18 protein-coding genes are annotated in these 17,167 nt (G+C 60.6%); 13 read left to right on the top strand and 5 right to left on the bottom strand.

The window, feature by feature from the left end; all coding sequences use genetic code 11:
• Positions 1-18 precede the first annotated feature (18 nt).
• The 3 genes from A8B82_RS11195 (at position 19) to A8B82_RS11205 (ending at position 3,222) form a co-directional block, all read left to right on the top strand.
• Complete coding sequence (locus tag A8B82_RS11195) at positions 19-1,437, top strand: phenylacetate--CoA ligase family protein (protein WP_082899261.1); 1,419 nt, start codon at positions 19-21, stop codon at positions 1,435-1,437.
• Positions 1,437-1,862 carry an acyl-CoA thioesterase gene (locus A8B82_RS11200; protein ID WP_067292193.1) on the top strand — a complete coding sequence of 142 codons (426 nt, stop codon included), beginning with the start codon at positions 1,437-1,439 and terminating at the stop codon, positions 1,860-1,862. The genes A8B82_RS11195 and A8B82_RS11200 overlap by 1 nt, the downstream gene beginning before the upstream one ends.
• 379 nt (positions 1,863-2,241) lie before the next feature.
• Positions 2,242-3,222, top strand: a complete 981-nt coding sequence (locus A8B82_RS11205) for a nucleotidyltransferase family protein (RefSeq protein WP_328586498.1) — start codon at positions 2,242-2,244, stop codon at positions 3,220-3,222.
• 180 nt (positions 3,223-3,402) lie between these two features.
• On the opposite strand, the gene A8B82_RS11210 is transcribed toward A8B82_RS11205, so the two are convergent.
• The 4 genes from A8B82_RS11210 to A8B82_RS11225 all read right to left on the bottom strand — a co-directional run bounded on the left by A8B82_RS11210 (position 3,403) and on the right by A8B82_RS11225 (position 7,270).
• Positions 3,403-4,311, bottom strand: a complete 909-nt coding sequence (locus A8B82_RS11210) for an NAD(P)-dependent oxidoreductase (RefSeq protein ID WP_067292198.1) — start codon at positions 4,309-4,311, stop codon at positions 3,403-3,405.
• 21 nt (positions 4,312-4,332) lie between these two features.
• The gene (locus A8B82_RS11215; RefSeq protein WP_067292200.1) at positions 4,333-5,643 is read right to left on the bottom strand and encodes a TRAP transporter large permease; all 1,311 of its coding nucleotides are present in this window, start codon (positions 5,641-5,643) and stop codon (positions 4,333-4,335) included.
• Positions 5,636-6,154, bottom strand: a complete 519-nt coding sequence (locus tag A8B82_RS11220) for a TRAP transporter small permease (protein ID WP_161489453.1) — start codon at positions 6,152-6,154, stop codon at positions 5,636-5,638. The genes A8B82_RS11215 and A8B82_RS11220 overlap by 8 nt, the downstream gene beginning before the upstream one ends.
• A 102-nt stretch (positions 6,155-6,256) precedes the next feature.
• Positions 6,257-7,270: a TRAP transporter substrate-binding protein gene (locus A8B82_RS11225; protein WP_067292204.1), complete on the bottom strand. Its 1,014-nt coding sequence runs from the start codon at positions 7,268-7,270 to the stop codon at positions 6,257-6,259.
• 119 nt (positions 7,271-7,389) lie between these two features.
• Here A8B82_RS11225 and A8B82_RS11230 point away from each other — a divergent pair, with 119 nt between their 5' ends.
• From A8B82_RS11230 to A8B82_RS11245, 4 genes are all read left to right on the top strand, one after another.
• Positions 7,390-8,196: an N-acyl homoserine lactonase family protein gene (locus A8B82_RS11230; protein ID WP_067292207.1), complete on the top strand. Its 807-nt coding sequence runs from the start codon at positions 7,390-7,392 to the stop codon at positions 8,194-8,196.
• Positions 8,197-8,262: 66 nt separating this feature from the next.
• Complete coding sequence (locus A8B82_RS11235; protein WP_067292209.1) at positions 8,263-9,450, top strand: serine hydrolase domain-containing protein; 1,188 nt, start codon at positions 8,263-8,265, stop codon at positions 9,448-9,450.
• 2 nt (positions 9,451-9,452) lie between these two features.
• Positions 9,453-10,241, top strand: a complete 789-nt coding sequence (locus tag A8B82_RS11240) for an SDR family NAD(P)-dependent oxidoreductase (RefSeq protein ID WP_067292211.1) — start codon at positions 9,453-9,455, stop codon at positions 10,239-10,241.
• A gap of 20 nt (positions 10,242-10,261) precedes the next feature.
• A complete protein-coding gene (locus A8B82_RS11245; RefSeq protein WP_067292214.1) occupies positions 10,262-11,017 on the top strand; it encodes an SDR family NAD(P)-dependent oxidoreductase in 756 nt (251 codons plus the stop codon).
• A gap of 49 nt (positions 11,018-11,066) precedes the next feature.
• Here A8B82_RS11245 and A8B82_RS11250 read toward each other — a convergent pair whose 3' ends face one another.
• A complete protein-coding gene (locus A8B82_RS11250) occupies positions 11,067-11,765 on the bottom strand; it encodes a GntR family transcriptional regulator (protein ID WP_067292217.1) in 699 nt (232 codons plus the stop codon).
• A 137-nt stretch (positions 11,766-11,902) separates the two neighbouring features.
• On the opposite strand from A8B82_RS11250, the gene A8B82_RS11255 reads away from it, so the two are divergent.
• The 6 genes from A8B82_RS11255 to A8B82_RS11280 all read left to right on the top strand — a co-directional run bounded on the left by A8B82_RS11255 (position 11,903) and on the right by A8B82_RS11280 (position 17,151).
• Entirely contained in the window at positions 11,903-12,304 is a 402-nt protein-coding gene (locus tag A8B82_RS11255; RefSeq protein WP_067292220.1) for a carboxymuconolactone decarboxylase family protein, read from the top strand.
• Between the two features lie 231 nt (positions 12,305-12,535).
• A complete protein-coding gene (locus tag A8B82_RS11260) occupies positions 12,536-13,819 on the top strand; it encodes an ABC transporter substrate-binding protein (protein ID WP_067292222.1) in 1,284 nt (427 codons plus the stop codon).
• 69 nt (positions 13,820-13,888) lie between these two features.
• Positions 13,889-14,614 carry an ABC transporter ATP-binding protein gene (locus A8B82_RS11265; RefSeq protein ID WP_067292225.1) on the top strand — a complete coding sequence of 242 codons (726 nt, stop codon included), beginning with the start codon at positions 13,889-13,891 and terminating at the stop codon, positions 14,612-14,614.
• The gene (locus A8B82_RS11270) at positions 14,601-15,311 is read left to right on the top strand and encodes an ABC transporter ATP-binding protein (protein WP_067292228.1); all 711 of its coding nucleotides are present in this window, start codon (positions 14,601-14,603) and stop codon (positions 15,309-15,311) included. Before A8B82_RS11265 ends, A8B82_RS11270 begins: the two co-directional genes overlap by 14 nt.
• On the top strand, positions 15,308-16,171 hold the full coding sequence (locus A8B82_RS11275) for a branched-chain amino acid ABC transporter permease (protein WP_067292230.1): 864 nt from the start codon (positions 15,308-15,310) through the stop codon (positions 16,169-16,171). Before A8B82_RS11270 ends, A8B82_RS11275 begins: the two co-directional genes overlap by 4 nt.
• Entirely contained in the window at positions 16,168-17,151 is a 984-nt protein-coding gene (locus A8B82_RS11280) for a branched-chain amino acid ABC transporter permease (RefSeq protein ID WP_067292232.1), read from the top strand. The genes A8B82_RS11275 and A8B82_RS11280 overlap by 4 nt, the downstream gene beginning before the upstream one ends.
• Positions 17,152-17,167 lie beyond the last annotated feature (16 nt).

Genomic DNA, 17,167 nt, shown 5'->3' on the forward strand with positions numbered 1-17,167 from the left:
TGAAGGGAAGGGCAGGAAATGACGCATCCATCAAACCGCGCCGAGGTGACCCGTCGCCGTTGGAAAGATGTCTTGGAAACCCATGCCGACGTGCGGAACGCGCCTGTCTCGGACCGCTTCTGGTCCGAGCAGGACACCTGGTCCCGTGATCACATCCGGGCGGTCCAGGACCAGAAAGTCGCTTCTGTCGCGCCGTTTCTGTACGAGAACAGTGCCTTCTATCGCGCGCGGTTCGACAGATTGGGGATGGCGCCTACTGACCTTGCATCAGTTGATGATCTGATTGCAAAATGGCCCGTCATCACCAAGCAGGAGATGATGGATGACGTCACGGCGAACCCGCCTTACGGAACATACACGGCCTGTGGCGATGCAGAGTGGGCGGATCGAGGATGGATGCTCTTTTCGTCTTCAGGCACAACGGGCGTGCCACGCGTGTTCCGCTACACTCATTTTGACCGGCAATTCTGGGAACAGGCAAATGCCCGCGCCCTGCACTCCGGTGGCCTGCGCAAGGGCGACAGCGCCCTGCCGTTGGTGGGGTTCGGCCCGCATGTCTTTGCATGGGGCGCACAGTATGCTCTGGCCGCGATGGGTCTTCCGGTCATCCCCGGAGGTGGCCTGGACAGCAAGGCCCGCGTGGACCTGATCCAACGGTTCAATCCCAGCACGCTCGTCTGCACGCCATCCTATGCGCTCTATATTGCCAGCGTCATGGAGGACTTGGGCATTGATCCCGCTGCATCCTCGGTCAAGACCCTTGTCATCGGAGGCGAGGCGGCTTCGGGCGTCGAAGGGACCGGAGACAGGCTCAAGAACCTTTGGGGTGCAAAGATTGCCGAATTCTACGGTTGCACGGAGGTATCACCGCATTGTGGCGGATATTCCTGCGCTGAGAGCCAGTCTGGCGGCGTGCCGTTCATGCATCTCATGGAAGATATCCAGATCTGGGAAACGGTCGATGCCGAAACACTTGTGCCCTTGAACGAAGGCGAACGCGGGTTGACGGTCTGCACCAACCTGTGCTCGGAAACCTCACCGCATCTTCGCTTTCTCGTCGGCGACTACACGATGCTCGACAGCACCCCGTGTCCTTGCGGGCGAAATCACCTCAAGGCGATGGGCTGCATGACCGGCCGGGCAGACGACTTGATCAATCTTCGCGGCATCAAATTCTTCCCGGTTCAAATCGAAGAGGCTGTTCGATCTGTGCCTGGCACGGGCGACGAGTTTCAAATCCGCCTGTCACGGACTGACAGTGGCCTCGACACGCTGACAGTTGTTGTCGAACACACCGATCCGGGCGCTGCTGCTCAGGTGGCCGCTGCCGTAAGATCGCGATGCGAGGTTCGGTGTGACGTCGATGTTGTTGCCCCCAAAACCTTGCCGAAATCCGAGATGAAGGCCAAACGGGTGTTCGACGAAAGGAATATGTGATGCTGACCAATAAACTTACGCGCCGTGTCGAATGGGGTGATTGCGACCCTGCCGGTATCGTTTTCAATCCCCAGTTTTTCCGATGGTTCGATCACGGCACGGCAATGCTTTACGAAGCTGCGGGTTGGCCAAAGCAGGAGATGCTGGCGCTGTTCGGCGCCGCCGGCTGCCCCATCGTTGAGACGCGCGCGGTGTTCAAGGCACCCTGCCGGTATGGCGAAGATGTCGAAATCACGACCGAGATCGTGGACCTAAAAGACCGGAGTTTTGACGTCAAACATACACTGACGAAGAATGGTCATGTCTGTGTCGAAGGTTTCGAGACCCGCGTCTGGACCGTCAAAGACCCTGAGAAGGGTTTGAAATCGGCAAAGATACCCGACGCGCTGGCCGCGCGATTTCGCGATAGTCACAGTCCTGCCTAGACAGACCGGCATCGCTTGCTCGACGACATGATCGGGCCTATCACCGCTTTGCTATTACCCGGTTCGACGTTGAAGAGGTATGGCGCTCTGCCAGGTCCAGCATCGACGTCGAGGTACAGCTTGGGCTGAAGACCGGGCGGCGCGGGGTCGAACAGGTGCGGGTGCCGGAGATCTGATATCCGTGATCCCACCTGCTGGTCCGCGTGAGGCGGCCCAGTATCGCAATGCTGCGTGGCGAAGTGCCTCCCTCGGTAAACGGAAAAGAATTGGTTTACTGATTGCCACGGTAAACCAAAATATATAGGTTTACCGTGGCAGCAACCCGGAGGGCGTTATGGCGAACCTGAGTTCAGTGGCACGCTCCGCTTATGGAGATCTATTGCGTCTTCTGAAAGACGACATGATCGCGAATGTCCGCGGCTCGCTTGTCACCAAGGAACGTGGCGGCAAGACCTACTGGTACGCAGCCGAGAAAATCGGAAGTGATGTGAAATTCTGGTATATCGGGCCGGACAATCCCGAGACGCGCAATCGTGTGGACCGCATGAACGAACTGCGCGAGCTGGCATCCGAGCGCAAGCGCGAACGCGCCCGCCTCGCGCGTCTGCTGCGCGCCGAGGGTATGACGCCGGTGGACCGGGGCACAGGTGGCTTGCTGCTTGCCATGGCCAAAGTCGGAACGTTCCGGCTGGGCGGCACACTCATTGGCACGAACGCCTTTCGCTTGATGGAGGGAGACCTGGGTGCCACCCTTCCCCTTGGCAGTGTAGCGAACACCGGAGACGTCGACATCGCGCAATTCGAGCGTCTGTCGGTCGCCTTGCAAGACGCCGTCGAACCATCCCTGGCCCGGACATTTTCGGCGCTCAAATTCGATCCCGTTCAGGGACTTGACCGCGACAGCGTCTGGCGCTGGCGGCAAAGCGGACAAACGGGCATGATGATCGAATTCCTGACGCCGTCTTTTGATGCCGAAGAAGGCATTCGCGACCTGCCTGCCCTCGGCGTCAAGGCGCGGGCCCTGCATCATTTGAACTACCTGATCTCGGAACCGATCCACGCCGTCGCGCTTTATCGGGACGGTATCCTTGTGCAGATTCCCCGCCCCGAGAAGTTCGCCATCCACAAGCTGATCGTTGCTGACCGCCGCCGCGACGGCTCAGGGTCCTTCAAGGCCGAAAAGGACCGCCAGCAGGCCGCATTCATTATCGAAACCATGTCCGAGGATCGCCCCTCCGACATCTGGGAAGCCTATGCCGACGCAATGGAGCGCGGCCCCAAGTGGCGCGAGAGGATCGAACGGACGCTGGAGCGAATGCCAGGCACACAGGCGATGCTGATGAGCTGCGAGGCGGGGTAGCATGGCCACCCGCGCAGCGCAGGAACAGAGGTGTTCCTGTCCCGCCCCGCATTTCGGTTGCACGGGCGAGACGTTCGGAACATCAGCGTGATCCTGGTGTCGGCGGCGCTGGCCTCCTGCGCGGTGGCCCGACCGATTCCGTACGATCCGCCGAACAATGTGCCGCGCGCGCCATTGAGGTCATTCCGCGGCGGGATGAAGTTCGTCCCCGGTGAGCATTTCGGAAAAGCGCGCCATATGCGTGTGATCCAGCCCCGGCCCCAGCGCTTTCTGAGCGCCCTGCCACATCTCCCGGCAGAGGATCGCAAAGGGCACCGTGGTGCCGGTCGTTTCGGCCACGCCCAAGGCGATGCCAAGATCCTTGACCATAAGGTCCAGCCCGAAGCCCGCATTGAACTTGCGCGACAGGACGAACTGCTTGAACTTCTTCTGGGTGGAGTTGTTCATTCCGGTCGAAACATTGAGCACATCGACCATCAGCGCGGGGTCGAGACCGAAGCGGCTTCCGATCAGGAGCGCTTCGATGCCGATCAGGAACCCGCCTGCCGACACAAGGTTGTTGAGCGCCTTCATCGCATGTGCCGAGCCGACCGGTCCTGTGCGGGTGATCGAGCTTCCCATCGTGGCGAGAACCGGTTCGCCCAGCTTGAAGTCGGCGTCCTCTCCGCCCGCCATGATGGCAAGCTCGCCGCTGATGGCGCGGGAAACGCCGCCGGAGACAGGGCAATCCAGCAAGGTGACATTATGCGCCGCAAGTTCGGTGGCAATCATCCGGGTGGTATCGGGCACACCCGAGGACATCTCGAGGATCACGGTGCCGGGCTTGAGCCCCGCAATGACGCCAGTGTCGCCGTCAAGTGCCGCGCGCACGATGTCGGAGGAGGGCAGCATGGTCACGATAACGTCGGCGCGTTCCGCGAGTTCCTTGCCGTGCGCGGCGGCGGTCCCCCCGGTGACTTTGGCGATCTCGGCGGCTTTGTCCGCGTTCGCGTCGAGCACCACTAAGGGAAAGCCAGCGCCCGCCACACGTTTTGCCATGGGTTCGCCCATCGCGCCAAGGCCGATGAATCCGACAGTCGGTTGTGCCATAGGTAGTCCTTTTGTCTTTGGTTACATCATCTGGCCAGGCAGCCAGAGCGAGATCTGGGGGAAGGCGATCAGCAGCGCCAGAACGATCACCTCGATGACAATGAACGGGAGAATCCCGCGATAGATTTCCGGCAACTTCACACGGCCTTCGGAGGCACCGATCACGGCGAAGAGGTTCATTCCGACAGGCGGCGAGAGCACCGCAAGTTCAACCAGCTTCACCATGATGACGCCGAACCAGATGCCGTCGAAGCCCATCGAGGTCACGATGGGATAGACGAAGGGCAGCGTCATGACCTGCATCGCCATCGGGTCCATGAACATGCCGAGGATAACGAAGACGAAAGCCAGCAAGATGATGAAGGCCATCGGCGAGATTTCCAGTGACTGCATCAGCGAGGTCGCATCGGTCACGGTGCCCGCGACAAGGAAGAACCGTGTGAACATCAGCCCGCCGATGATGACGATGAAGAGCGAGGCGGTGACCGCAGCGGTGGAGCGCAGGTTGTCGGAGAGCGAAGCCCAGGTGAGCTTGCGGCGGAACAGCGCAATCAGAAGCGCGCCGGTGGCCCCAAGCGCGCCCGCCCCGGAGGGGGTCGTGTAGCCGAGGTAAATGCCACCGATCACCAGGGCCGCCAGCAGGAAAGTGGCCCAGAGGTTGAGCGCGCTGTGCCCTATTTCCCTCAGTGAGGCGCGCGGTTGCGGTTCAGGTGCCAGCTCGGGGCGCAACCGCACAAAGAAGTAGACCCCGACCATATAGGCCGCGGCGGTCAGGATGCCGGGGAGCATCCCGGCAATCAGAAGCTCGGCGACGCTTTCGCCAGTGAGAAGCCCGTAGATCACAAAGCTGATGGAGGGCGGAATCAGCGCAGCGATGGTGCCAGCGGCGGCGATGGCACCCGCAGAAAGCGCCTTGTCATAGCCAAGCCGGAGCATTTCTCCCAGCGCGATACGGGTAAAGAGTGCGGCATTCACGAGGGTGGAGCCGGAAATCGCCGCAAAGCCTGCCGACGACAGGATCGTCGCCTGGTAAAGCGCTCCGCGCGAAGATCGCAGGATCAGGTTGGAGAAGCGGAAAAGCTCGTTCGTGATGCCCGAGGAAGACGCAATTGCGCCCATCAGAACGAACATCGGAATAACGACAAAGGCGTAATCCGATGCCGTGGCGAATGGCAGGTTGGTTATGACCGAAAGTGCAAAATTCGCGCCGCCGGTCACCCAAAGGCCCACGATGGCGACAGAGCCCATGGCGATACCCACGGGCACGCCGAGGACGGCCAGGATCAGCATTGCGGCAATGGCGACCGCACCGAGGCTGAGGGGATCAAACATCGGCGGCGTCCTTGTTCACAGTGTTGGTGTCAGACGTGATCGGGACACCGGCGGGGGTTATCAGTCGAAGCAGAAGCTGTCGGGCAAATTCGGCGGCCGAGAGCCAGGCGCCGAAAGCGGCAAGCGCTTTGAACGGCGGCAGCGGAAAGGCCAGCGCACCGAGCGCGGTTTCGTTGTAGCTGAGCGATTTCAGCGCCAACTCGCTGGTATGCCATGCGACGACCCCCATGAAGACCATCCCGGTCGCCAGCGAAAACAGGGCAGAGAATTTATGCGCGCGTGGCCCCATGGCCGACGTCGCCACGTCGATGACGATATGCGATCCGCGGGCCTGCGCCTCGGCGAGGCCAAGAAAGACAATCACGGCCAGCAACGCACCGGACAATTCGACCATGCCGGGGATCGGTGTATAGAACAGGTTGGTCGAAATAACATCGGCGGTTCCCATAACGCCGACGAACAGAAGCAGGAAAGAGGCTGCAAGAAACCCGAGATAGGAGAGTTTCCTCAAGAGCCATTCAAGTCTGGAAAAAAGAAGCATGGAGACCTCGGGTCAGCAGTGAAAAAGGACGGGGCGTGCCCCGTCCCTGAAGTGTTGCGTTGGAGCAGGGGGTCAGCGATTTTCGCGAATGTAAACCGCAAGTGCCTGGGCGTCGTCGCCCTTGCCTGATTTGGCCATGCTTTCGACCCAGATGTCGAGCATGTCAGGTGTTGCAGCTTCAAAAGCGGCCTTTTCCTCGAAGGGCACGATTTCAAGACCTGCCTGGGTGATCGCCGCCACGGCGCCGACCTCGTCTTTGGCGATCAATTCGTTGCCAAAGGCTTCGGCGTCGGCTGCCACGTCTTCGAACAGCTTTCGCACGTCCTCAGGCCAGCTTTCCCATTTATCTTTCCCGACAAACAGGGTGTGGGCCGAGATCACGCCGAAGGACAGGTCAGTCGCGTATTCGGCAACCTGATCAATCTTGAATGCCTTCACCGCCGAGTCGAACATGTAAGTGCAATCCATCGCGCCGGATTGCATCGCCTGGATCATGTCGATGGGCGGGATGTTCACCGGCACCGCGCCCAGGCTTTCGAACATCACCGGCACAAACGACCCATAGGACCGGATCTTCGTGTTCTTGAAGTCCGCCATCGTCTTCATCGGCTTGCTGCAGTAGATTCGATAGTCGGGCAGGTAACGGAACAGGAGCGGATGAAGACCCGCCCGGTCCAGCTCGGCCACGACCGTCGGATTGCTGGTCATGATGCCACGTGTCAATTGGTTCAGCTTCGGCCCGTCCCGGTAGGTCAGCGGCAGCGCGTTGGTCACCGCGGCAAAGGGCATCCGGGATGCCTGATTGCCCATGACGATCAGGCCAAGGTCCACAGCACCGGATCCGACAAGGTCGACGATTTCGGATTCGCCGCCAAGGGTGTTGGCCCAGAAGTGCTGGATCTTGATCTTTCCGCCCGACCGTTTTTCGATCTCTGACGAGAAATAGGTGTCGATTTTCGATGTATTGACCACTTCCGGGATGTTTGACGAGTATCGCAGCGTCATTTCCGGGTAGTCCTGTGCGAAACTGGCGTTTGTGAACGACAGGGCCGCTATCGCCGAGGCGAAGAGCGTCGTGAATTTCATGGTTTCCTCCCAAGCAGGTAAAGCGCAAGTTTGCCTGTGCAATTAATTTTACACATTGCCAGCTTGTCATACAACACGACGATATGGTAATTCAAGATGAAATCCACAATGAGGTAGGGATGCCCTCCATGTATCAGGTCTATGCCTTGCGCTACGCGACGACGGCGCCGGATCGCCCGCGGCGCGAGAACTTCATGCCGGGGATGGACCTGCATGAGGGTCCGATGCCGCTCGATTACTATATTTGGGTCATCCGTGGGCCCGATCTGGAGGTTGTGGTCGATACAGGGTTTGGCCATGCGCAGGCGGCGGCGCGGGGGCGCACTCTGTTGGCTACCCCAGCACAAATGCTGACGCGCCTCGGTATGGATGCGGCGACGGTCCGGACCGTTGTGCTGACGCATCTTCACTATGATCATGCCGGCACGCTGGGTGATTTCCCGGCGGCGCAGTTTCACATTCAGGATGCAGAGATGGCCTATGCCACCGGCAGGCCCATGTGCCACGCCTGTCTGTCGGCGCCGTTCCACGTGGAGGATGTCGTTGACGCAGTGCGCCTGGTCCATGGTGGCCGAATGACATTCCACGATGGCGATAGCGAGATTGTGCCGGGCATCACGCTGCACCGGATCGGCGGCCATACAAACGGGCTTCAGGTTGTCCGCGTGATGACGAAGCGTGGCCCGCTGGTGCTGGCCTCCGACGCGTTCCACTTTACCGAAAATCGGACCCGGCGCGCGCCCTTCCCACTGGTTTACAGCGTCGGGGACATGCTTGAGGGGTATCGGAAATGCGAAGCGCTGGCGGGTGGGGACCCGGATCTTCTGATCCCCGGCCACGATCCGGAGGTCGCCCGCCGTTGGCCCTCACTGAGCGAGGGTGAGCCCAATATTCTTCGGCTCGATCTCGCGCCTGTCGCAAAATGATAGTATGGTATGTTGACAGTTTGTCATACAAACTGGTAGCACTCGAACAAATCTTCGGAGGACCTCATGCAATTCGACAAGACCGTGACCGCACGCGGCCATGATTTTCAACTGACCGGCTGGGTCAAAAGCGGCTTTGAGGGCGTTGCCGGGGCCTTCGCTGAGAACTTCGCGACGGAAGAGGAAATCGGGGCGTCCACGGCCATATTCATTGATGGCGAGCAAGTCGCGGATCTGTGGGGCGGCTACCGTGATGCCGATTTCTCGAAGCCGTGGGAGAAAGACACCATCGTCTGCATGATGTCCGTGGCGAAGGGCATTTCCGGCATCACCTTCAACGGGCTGATTTCCGAAGGGTTGGTCGATCCGTCCGAAAAGGTCGCGACCTATTGGCCGGAATTCGCGCAAAACGGGAAAGAAGATATCACCGTTTCGATGGTGCTCGACCATACCTGCGCGCTGCCGGTGGTGACGGACCCGCTCTATAAGGGTGCCATCTTTGATTGCGACCTGATCGTCTCGGCGCTTGAAAAGCAGGCGCCGCTTTGGGAGCCGGGTACGATTGCCGCCTATCACATCCACACGCAGGGCAACCTGTTGGGCGAGATTGCACGCCGGGTGACCGGCAAGCGGTTCAAGGACGTGATCCAGGAGCGTGTGATTCAGCCGCTTGGTGGCGATTATAAGATCGGTGATCTGACCGACGAAGAGATCGAAACCCGCGTCGCCACTCTGGTGCCGACGCTTGCCGGGACCTTGCTTGAGCGCAAGGACACGGAGCCGGACACACTTTTGGCAAAGGGCTTTGTCCAGCACCCGGACGAGCCAATCGGGGTGACGCTTAATTCGAAAGATTGGCGGACCGCGGAAATCGCCAGCGCCAACGGTCACGGTACTGCGCGGACCATCGCCAAGGTCTACGGAACTGTGGTGCGGGGCGGGTCGCTAGATGGCGTGACGCTCATGTCACCGGAGACGGTCGAGGGCATGATTACGGAGCGGCACCACCAGTACGAGCGGATGCAACAGCGCCATTACCACCAGGGACGCGGCATCCTGCTCAATACCGAAGAGGCCGTCTGGATGGGACCGAACCCCCGGTCCTTCGGGCATCACGGGTTTGGCGGTTCGATAGGTTTCGGTGATCCGGATGCGAATATCGGCTTTGCCTATTCGTGCAACAAGATGCATGCGCGGGGCGACAACGGACCGCGCGCCCGCCGCATCATCGAAGCGCTCTATGCGGGGCTGTAAGCATGGGCGGTAAGCAACTTGACCGGGTGGCTGCCGTAACCGGCGGAGCGGGTGGTATTGGCGCGGCGACCGTTGTGCGTTTGCGGGCGGCGGGCTGGCAGGTCGCGATCCTGGATCGCGACATGGACCTTGCGCGCAAAATCGCCTCCGAGACCGGGGGCATCGCCCGTGAAATCGACCTGGGCGATGGCGACAGCATCCGGGCGGCCGCCGACTGGGTTGAGGCCGAGATGGGCCCGGTCGAGGCCCTAGCCTGTGTCGCCGCGCATCTTGAAAACCCGCATAATCCGCAGGATCAGGACGAGGACGAGTGGGACGCGATCGTGCGGGTGAACCTCACCGGGACGTTCAAGACGCTCAATGCGTTCGGCAATCCGATGCGCGCGCGGCGGCGCGGCTCAATCGTCACGGTCGGTTCGATCACCTCGCTGAACTCCAGCCCGTTGATGGGCTATGGGCCCACCAAGGCCGGTATCATCAACATGACGCGGAATTTCGCGGTCGCTTGGGGGCGCGAGGGAGTGCGGTGCAACACCGTCCATCCGGGTCCAACCAGGACGCCGGCGGTCGAAGCCAGCTACGCGCGTGGCGAGCGCAGTCCGGATGCAATGATCCGGCAAACTGCGCTCGGTCGGCTCGTCATGCCAGAGCAAGTGGCGAATGCCATTCACTTTTTACTGTCTGACGAAGCGGCCGCGATCACCGGGATCGAGCTGCCTGTCGACAGCGGGACGCTCGCGACGGGCCTATGGTTGCTCTACGGCGGGGTCCCGGACAATAGCGCGGGCTAAGCGCCCTTTGGGAGAATGACATGACACAAAGACATGCAGATCAGGTTGTCCTGATCACCGGGGCGGGCCGGGGGATCGGGGCCGCGACAGCGAGGTTGCTGGCAGAGCGTGCCGCAGCGGTGGGCGTTTTCGACATCGACGAGGGTCTCGCCAAGGCCACGGCAGCGGCCATCGTACAAATCGGGGGGCGGGCCATCCCGCTGGTTGCCGATGCCGCCGACCGCAGTCAGGTCATGCAGGCCGCGAAAACGCTTGCCGACGCTTTCGGCCCGCTTACCGGGGTCGTCAACGACGCCATCTGGATTCGCTATGGCCCGATCGAAGATGTGACCGACGATGTGCTCGGGCGCATGTTTGACGTGGGGATCAAGGGGGCCTTCTGGGGCGTTCAGGCGCTTTTGGCCTACAAGGGCGACGCCCCGGCTGCCGTGGTCAACATCACCTCCCCGGTGTCCGAGGTTGGCTCTGCCGGAACCTCGTCTTACACGGCTGTCAAGGGTGCCATCGCCTCGATCACCCGGCAGCTTGCGGTCGAACTTGGCCCCAAGGGCCTGCGCGTGAACGCGGTCACACCGGGGGCGGTGCCGACGCCAGGCGCGCGGGCAATCGTGGACGAAGCCGGATACGAGAAGCGCAAGGCGCAGACACCGCTCGGGCGGCTTGGGAGCGAGGAAGAAATCGCCGCCGCAATTGCCTATCTGCTGTCCGAGGATGCAAGCTTTGTCACCGGCACCATTTTGCGTGCCGATGGCGGTATCACTGTGAAATCGGTCTGAGATGATGCCGACCGACCAGATATTCCCCTTCCCCGGAGCCGGTGTGCCGTCAGTCCTGCGGCTGGCTCTCGGCAATGGAGGAGAGCGCCGCAGTCGCCGCCTTCTCGACATGGTCGAGACACAGCTCCCAGGCCAGGTCTTCGTCGCGGGCTTCGAGGGCATCGCAAAAGGCGCGAAGCTCTTTGATCGACCGTTGGGCGCGTTCCTCGCTGGACAGCGACACGACCCGCAATTGCGAGACACGGGTGTGGATGCGACGCAGCATATCCGCGGCGACCTCGTTCCCGGCCCCCAAGAGCAGGATGTCGTAGAACTGGCCTTTCACCCTGATGAAGGCCTCGGGCGAAAAGTTCCGGTACACCTCCGCCAGCTCGTCGACACTCTCACGCAGGGCCTGCATCTGCTCTGGTGTCGCGCGCTTGGCAAACAGCCGGGCGGCAAGCCCTTCGAGCATCCGGCGCACCTCGTAGATCGAGCGCGTGGTTTCGACGGTGAGCACCGAAACACTCATACCCTTGTTGGGTTTGAGTGTGATGAGACCATCGGCCTGAAGTTCGCGAAGCGCTTCACGCAGCGAGGTACGAGACACACCCATCCTGTCGCAAAGTTCCCGTTCGATGAGCCGCTCGCCCGGTTTGAAATGCCCTGTGACAATCGCCATACGCAACCGTTCTGCCACCTGTTCACGCAGGCCGGGAAGTGTTTTCACTCGGAGGTTCATGTGTTGGGCTATCGGCGTGGTTGGCATTTTGCGACTCCTTCGAAACGACGGACAAAAAGACCTGCGCGTGATGCAACGGGTCCGAGTTGGGGCGGTGTCCCGCCAAACAGGCCGCCTTCTCTTATATTGTATTTTTGTATGGCAAAAAACAAGGTTCAGATGCAATGACAAATCAAGAAAAGACCATCAGAGAGCTGTTCGAGGAGGGTCTCGATATTCGCCGTGAGGTGCTTGGGGCAGAGTATGTCGATGGGTCAATAGAACAGGCAAATGACTTCATGATGGCGTTCCAGCATGTCACGACAGAGTGGTGCTGGGGGTATGCCTGGGGCCGGGATACGCTCAACAAGAAAACCCGGTCCATGCTCAACCTCGCGATGTTGACGGCATTGAACCGCGCGGCGGAAATCAAGCTCCATGTCCGGGGTGCCGTGAACAATGGCGTCAGCGTCGAGGAAATCCGCGAAACGCTTCTGCACGCGACGGTTTACTGCGGCATTCCCGCCGGGCTTGATGCGTTCAAGGCGGCCAACGAAGTGCTGAAGGAAATGGGTCAGGTCGACTGATCTCCGCGCATCATTGCCTCGGGTCAACGCACGCACGGATTGAAATCCAGCAAATGCTCACCGCGCTCTCCGATGTCCAGGCTGAATGGACCCGGACCTGGGCTGTTGCCACCGCAGAGACCGAACACGCCACCCTCGATGGACACCTCGAATTGTCATACAATCAAATACCCCTATTGACCGATGGTAGATTATCATACAATCTGACAAGCAATAAAAGGGAGGGACCACATGACTAAAGGTTACATGCTCACCAGCCGTCGGAGTGTCTTGAAAGGGCTCACCGCCGGTGCCACTGCAATCGGGCTGCCGTCGATTGTCCGCGCGAAGACTGAAGGCACGATCCGGATCGGCTATATCGACCAGATCACCGGGATTCGGTCGAACTTTGGCGAAACTGCGCCTTGGGTTGTCGATCAGGTGAAAGAGGTCCTGAAGGACGGGCTGGAAATCGACGGAAAGCTCTATGATGTCGAAATCCTCGTGCGTGACAGCCAGTCTGACCCGAACCGGATGGGGAGCATCGGCAACGAGTTGGTGCTGCGGGAAAATGTTGACCTCTTGCTTGTGGCCGACGGTCTTGCCGCTCCGGCGCTTGAAATCTGCGACCAGAATGGGACGCCGGGCATCTCGACGATCCTGCAATGGGAACCGTTCTATGCGGCGCGCGGCGGCACGCCGGAAACGGGCTATCCCTACAGCTTCCTGTTCTTCTGGTCCGGCGCAGACATCATCGAGAACTACATCGGAATGTGGAAGGAAAGCGGGATCGACCCGGTCGTGGGCACCTTCTATGAGGACAACGATTTTGGCCGCGGGTTTTCCCAAGGCATGTCCGGCGCACTGTCGGCCAACGGGTTCACCGAAGTCGCAGGCGGCATCTTCAAGGAACAGGTCGACGACTTCTCGAACCAGGTTGCGGCCTTCCGCGAAGGCGGGGCAAATATCGTGACCGGCCTGGTCTTCCCGAACCATTTCGCCACATTCTTCGGGCAGGCGCGTCAGATGGGTCTCGACCTTGAGGCCGTCTCGATTGCGGCTGCCTTTGTCTTTCCCGCCGGAGTCGAAGTGCTTGGTGATCGGGGGGCGGGGATGTCGACGGAAATCTGGTTCAACCGCCAGCTTCCTTACTCGTCCACAATCACGGGCCAGTCGGCGGATGCATTCTGTAGTGCTTACGAGCAAGACACCGGCAAGCAGTGGGCGCAGCCGATGGGCTATCACCACGCGATCTGGGAAGTGGCGCTTGCCGCACTCAAGAACTCGGGCGACCCGAAGAACCGCGATGCGGTGCGCGATGCGATTGCCGACCTGGATATCGACACCATCATCGGGAAGGTCGATTTCCGCAATTCGCCCATGAAATCGGTCGCATCGACATGGGTCACCATGGGCCAGTGGCACAAGAACCCGGAGGGGTCGAAGTTCCCCTACGAGCTCTATGTCACCAACAATGTCACCGCGCCTCACGTTCCGATCCAGAAGGAATTCCTGAAGCTCTCCGATTTCGGCTGATCGCAGACGACGACACCTGGACCGGGCGCGTCGCAGCGCGCCCAGTCTGCATTCATCAGGAGGTAGCGCGTGACAGTACTGGCCGTCACCAATCTGTCCCGGCGGTTCGGAGCGATCACGGTCGCCGACAACCTGTCCTTCGAGGTCGCGCAGGGGGAATGCCTTGGCATCATCGGCCCGAACGGGGCCGGGAAAACATCGGTCTTCAACATGCTGACGGGGAATGTCAAACCGGAAGCGGGGCGGATCGTTCTGGACGGTAAGGACATGACCGGTGCAACCGCGCATGCCCGGACAAAGGCAGGGCTCGGGCGCACCTATCAGGTGCCGCAGCCGTTTGGCCGGCTCACGGCCTTCGAGAACGTCTTGGCCGCTGCCGTCTTTGGCGGCGGCGCGGGGCATGCCGCGCAGCACCGGGCGCGCGACGTGATCTCGCGCACCGGGCTGAAGGCCCGCGCCGACAAACCCGCCGAGTCTTTGCCGCTTCTCGACCGCAAACGGCTTGAACTGGCGCGCGCCATGGCGCTCAGGCCGCGGCTGCTGCTGCTGGACGAGATCGCGGGCGGGCTGACCGAGGCCGAAGTGCATGAACTGGTGGAGCTGATCCAGGAGTTGAAACCCGATGTGGCAATGGTCTGGATCGAACATGTGACCCATGCGCTCTCTGCCGTGGCCGAACGGATCCTTGCCATCAATTTCGGGGCCGAGATCGCCAGTGGTCTGCCCGACGCGGTGATGCGCGACCCCGCTGTCCTTGAAATCTATATGGGAGCGGTTCTGGATGCCCCTGCTTGAAGTTGAAAACCTGAAAGTCTCCTACGGCGACTTTCAGGCGGTCAATGGCGTCAGCCTGACACTGGATGAAGGTCAGACCATCTCTATCATCGGAGCGAACGGGGCGGGAAAGTCGACGCTTCTGAACGCCATTTCGGGGATCCATGGTCAAAAGACCGGAACCGTCCGTTTCGCGGGCAAAGACATCACCCGTCACCGCGCCGACAGGATCGCCCGCGCCGGGATGACCATGGTGCCCGAAGGCCGCCGCCTGTTCGGATCGCTCTCGGTCGAGGAAAACCTTCTGATCGGGGCAAGCGCTGGACGCGCGGGGCAATGGACGACAGGCGCAATCTACGAGTTGTTCCCGATTTTGGGCGAATTGCGCCACGCCGTCGCCAACAGCCTGTCTGGCGGCCAGCAGCAGATGGTCGCCATCGGGCGGGCATTGATGACCAATCCACGCGTCTTGCTGTGCGATGAACTGTCGCTCGGCCTCGCCCCGACCATCATCAACGACATCTACCGCTGTTTCGGTGCGATCCGGAGTACCGGCGTGTCCATCGTGGTGATCGAACAGAATGTGACACAGGCCGTTGCCGCGGCGGGCTATGCCTATTGCCTCCTCGAAGGCCAGGTAAGTCTCGAAGGGCCAACCGATATGCTTGCGATGGACGACATCACGGCGGCCTATTTCGGAACGGAGAAAACCGAATGATCTGGGTTGAAACCATCGTCAACGGGATGCTTCTGGGTGGGCTTTACGCGCTTGTCGGTCTTGGTCTCGGATATGCATTCGGCATTATGAAGATTGTGAACGTAACTCAGGGGGATTTCATCGTCGCCGCCGCGTTTCTCGGGGTCTTTCTCGTGCCCTGGACGCCGGTGCATCCGTTGCTTGTCATCGTCCCGGTTGCGGCGATCTCTTTTGGCGTCGGTATCTTGCTGCAATGGTTGTTGATCAACCGGGTGCTTGGGCAGGATCCGATTCCGCAGATCCTGTTGACCTTCGGGCTGGCCATCGTTTTGCGCAACGGCATGGTCGAGCTTTACGGTGCCAACAGCCATTCGATCGACGTTGGCGAGCTGCGCTTCATGGGGTTCGATTTCCTTGGGCTCAGGCTCGGTGTGCTGCCGGTGGTGATCCTTGGCATCGCGCTGGCGCTTTTTGCCGGGCTGCACCTATGGATGCGCCGCAGCCGAATGGGCCGCATCATTCGTGCCACGGCAGACGATCACCAGGTCGCGCAGCTCTCGGGAATCAATTATCGAAGGGTCTACGGCATTGCCATGGGGATCGCCATGGCCCTGTCGGCGGTGGCCGGGGTGCTGCTTGCCATGCGCGGCAGTTTCACGCCCTATTCCGGGGCCGACCGGCTTTTGATCGCCTTCGAGGTGGTCGTGATCGGCGGGCTTGGCAGTTTCTGGGGGATGTTCGCCGGTGGCATTATCCTCGGGGTCACGCAGCTTGTCGCGCTGAAACTTGATCCGTCGTCCGGGCTGATGTGGGGCCACCTCATGTTCCTTCTCATCCTCTTCCTGTCTCCAAACGGCATTGCCGGGATGGTGCGGCGATGACTGATCTTCGATCGAAACTTGTGACCGGGGCGGCCCTTCTGTCAGCGGTCCTCCTCATCGCGATGCCCCATGCGATGGCCGAGGGGAACCTGCGGTATATCGTCGAAATCTTCTGCGTCTTCGCCTTTGCGCAAAGCTGGAATTTTCTCGCGGGCTATGTCGGCCTCATGTCTTTCGGGCAGCAGCTGTTCATCGGGCTGGGCGCTTATTTCGTCTTCGTACTGTCCAACCGGCTGGGTCTGAACCCGTTCTGGATCGTGCCGCTGGCCTTCGTGTTCGCAGGCACCTTTGCCGCGCTGATCTCGCCGCTCGTCTTCCGGCTGCGGGACGCCTATTTCGCGATCTCGATCTGGGTGATTGCCGAGATTGTCCGGCTGTTCATTGCCCAGCGTGATTTCCTTGGATCGGTCTCCGGCCTTCCTCTGATGGCAACGCGCGGTATGGACCGAAGCCTAGTGGCCATGTGGACCTTCTATCTCGCCGCCTTGCTCGCCTTTCTTGCGGTCTTTGGTCTCTATTACCTGTCACGCTCACGCCTCGGGCTCGCACTGGCAGCGGTACGCGACAACGAAGGCACTGCGGCCTCCATCGGGATCAACGTCTGGTGGACACGGTTCGTCGGCTTCGTCGTCGGCTCCGGCTTCACCGGAGCGGCCGGAGCGGTCTACTACATGTCGGTCTTCCAGGTTCAACCGGGCGGGGCGTTTGACCCCAACTGGATGGTGATCATGCTCTTCATTGTGATCATCGGTGGCATCGGCACGGTCGAGGGGCCGATTATCGGTACAGCGATCTACTTCTTGCTGCGGGCCTTTTTCTCGGGCACCGGCAATCTCTACCTAATGCTGCTCGGCGCTGCGGCGATTGCCGTCATGATGGTTTCCGCCAAGGGGATCTGGGGCGTCTTCCGTGATTTCTCTGGCATCGACATCTTGGGTGCGCGACGTGCCAGCGGCTTTGACACCCACACGAAAAGCTAGACCGATGGCCGGCGTC

This window comes from Sulfitobacter sp. EhC04, assembly GCF_001650875.1.
In the GTDB taxonomy this organism is placed as follows: domain Bacteria; phylum Pseudomonadota; class Alphaproteobacteria; order Rhodobacterales; family Rhodobacteraceae; genus Sulfitobacter.

Bases quoted from the DNA above. Each gene is read 5' to 3' on its own strand.
- A8B82_RS11255 (WP_067292220.1), top strand. From the start codon at position 11,903: ATGACAAATCAAGAAAAGACCATCAGAGAGCTGTTCGAGGAGGGTCTC.
- A8B82_RS11210 (WP_067292198.1), bottom strand. From the start codon at position 4,311: ATGGCACAACCGACTGTCGGATTCATCGGCCTTGGCGCGATGGGCGAA.
- A8B82_RS11260 (WP_067292222.1), top strand. From the start codon at position 12,536: ATGACTAAAGGTTACATGCTCACCAGCCGTCGGAGTGTCTTGAAAGGG.
- A8B82_RS11225 (WP_067292204.1), bottom strand. From the start codon at position 7,270: ATGAAATTCACGACGCTCTTCGCCTCGGCGATAGCGGCCCTGTCGTTC.
- A8B82_RS11235 (WP_067292209.1), top strand. From the start codon at position 8,263: ATGCAATTCGACAAGACCGTGACCGCACGCGGCCATGATTTTCAACTG.
- A8B82_RS11200 (WP_067292193.1), top strand. From the start codon at position 1,437: ATGCTGACCAATAAACTTACGCGCCGTGTCGAATGGGGTGATTGCGAC.
- A8B82_RS11230 (WP_067292207.1), top strand. From the start codon at position 7,390: ATGCCCTCCATGTATCAGGTCTATGCCTTGCGCTACGCGACGACGGCG.
- A8B82_RS11270 (WP_067292228.1), top strand. From the start codon at position 14,601: ATGCCCCTGCTTGAAGTTGAAAACCTGAAAGTCTCCTACGGCGACTTT.
- A8B82_RS11245 (WP_067292214.1), top strand. From the start codon at position 10,262: ATGACACAAAGACATGCAGATCAGGTTGTCCTGATCACCGGGGCGGGC.
- A8B82_RS11275 (WP_067292230.1), top strand. From the start codon at position 15,308: ATGATCTGGGTTGAAACCATCGTCAACGGGATGCTTCTGGGTGGGCTT.
- A8B82_RS11240 (WP_067292211.1), top strand. From the start codon at position 9,453: ATGGGCGGTAAGCAACTTGACCGGGTGGCTGCCGTAACCGGCGGAGCG.
- A8B82_RS11250 (WP_067292217.1), bottom strand. From the start codon at position 11,765: ATGCCAACCACGCCGATAGCCCAACACATGAACCTCCGAGTGAAAACA.
- A8B82_RS11215 (WP_067292200.1), bottom strand. From the start codon at position 5,643: ATGTTTGATCCCCTCAGCCTCGGTGCGGTCGCCATTGCCGCAATGCTG.
- A8B82_RS11195 (WP_082899261.1), top strand. From the start codon at position 19: ATGACGCATCCATCAAACCGCGCCGAGGTGACCCGTCGCCGTTGGAAA.
- A8B82_RS11280 (WP_067292232.1), top strand. From the start codon at position 16,168: ATGACTGATCTTCGATCGAAACTTGTGACCGGGGCGGCCCTTCTGTCA.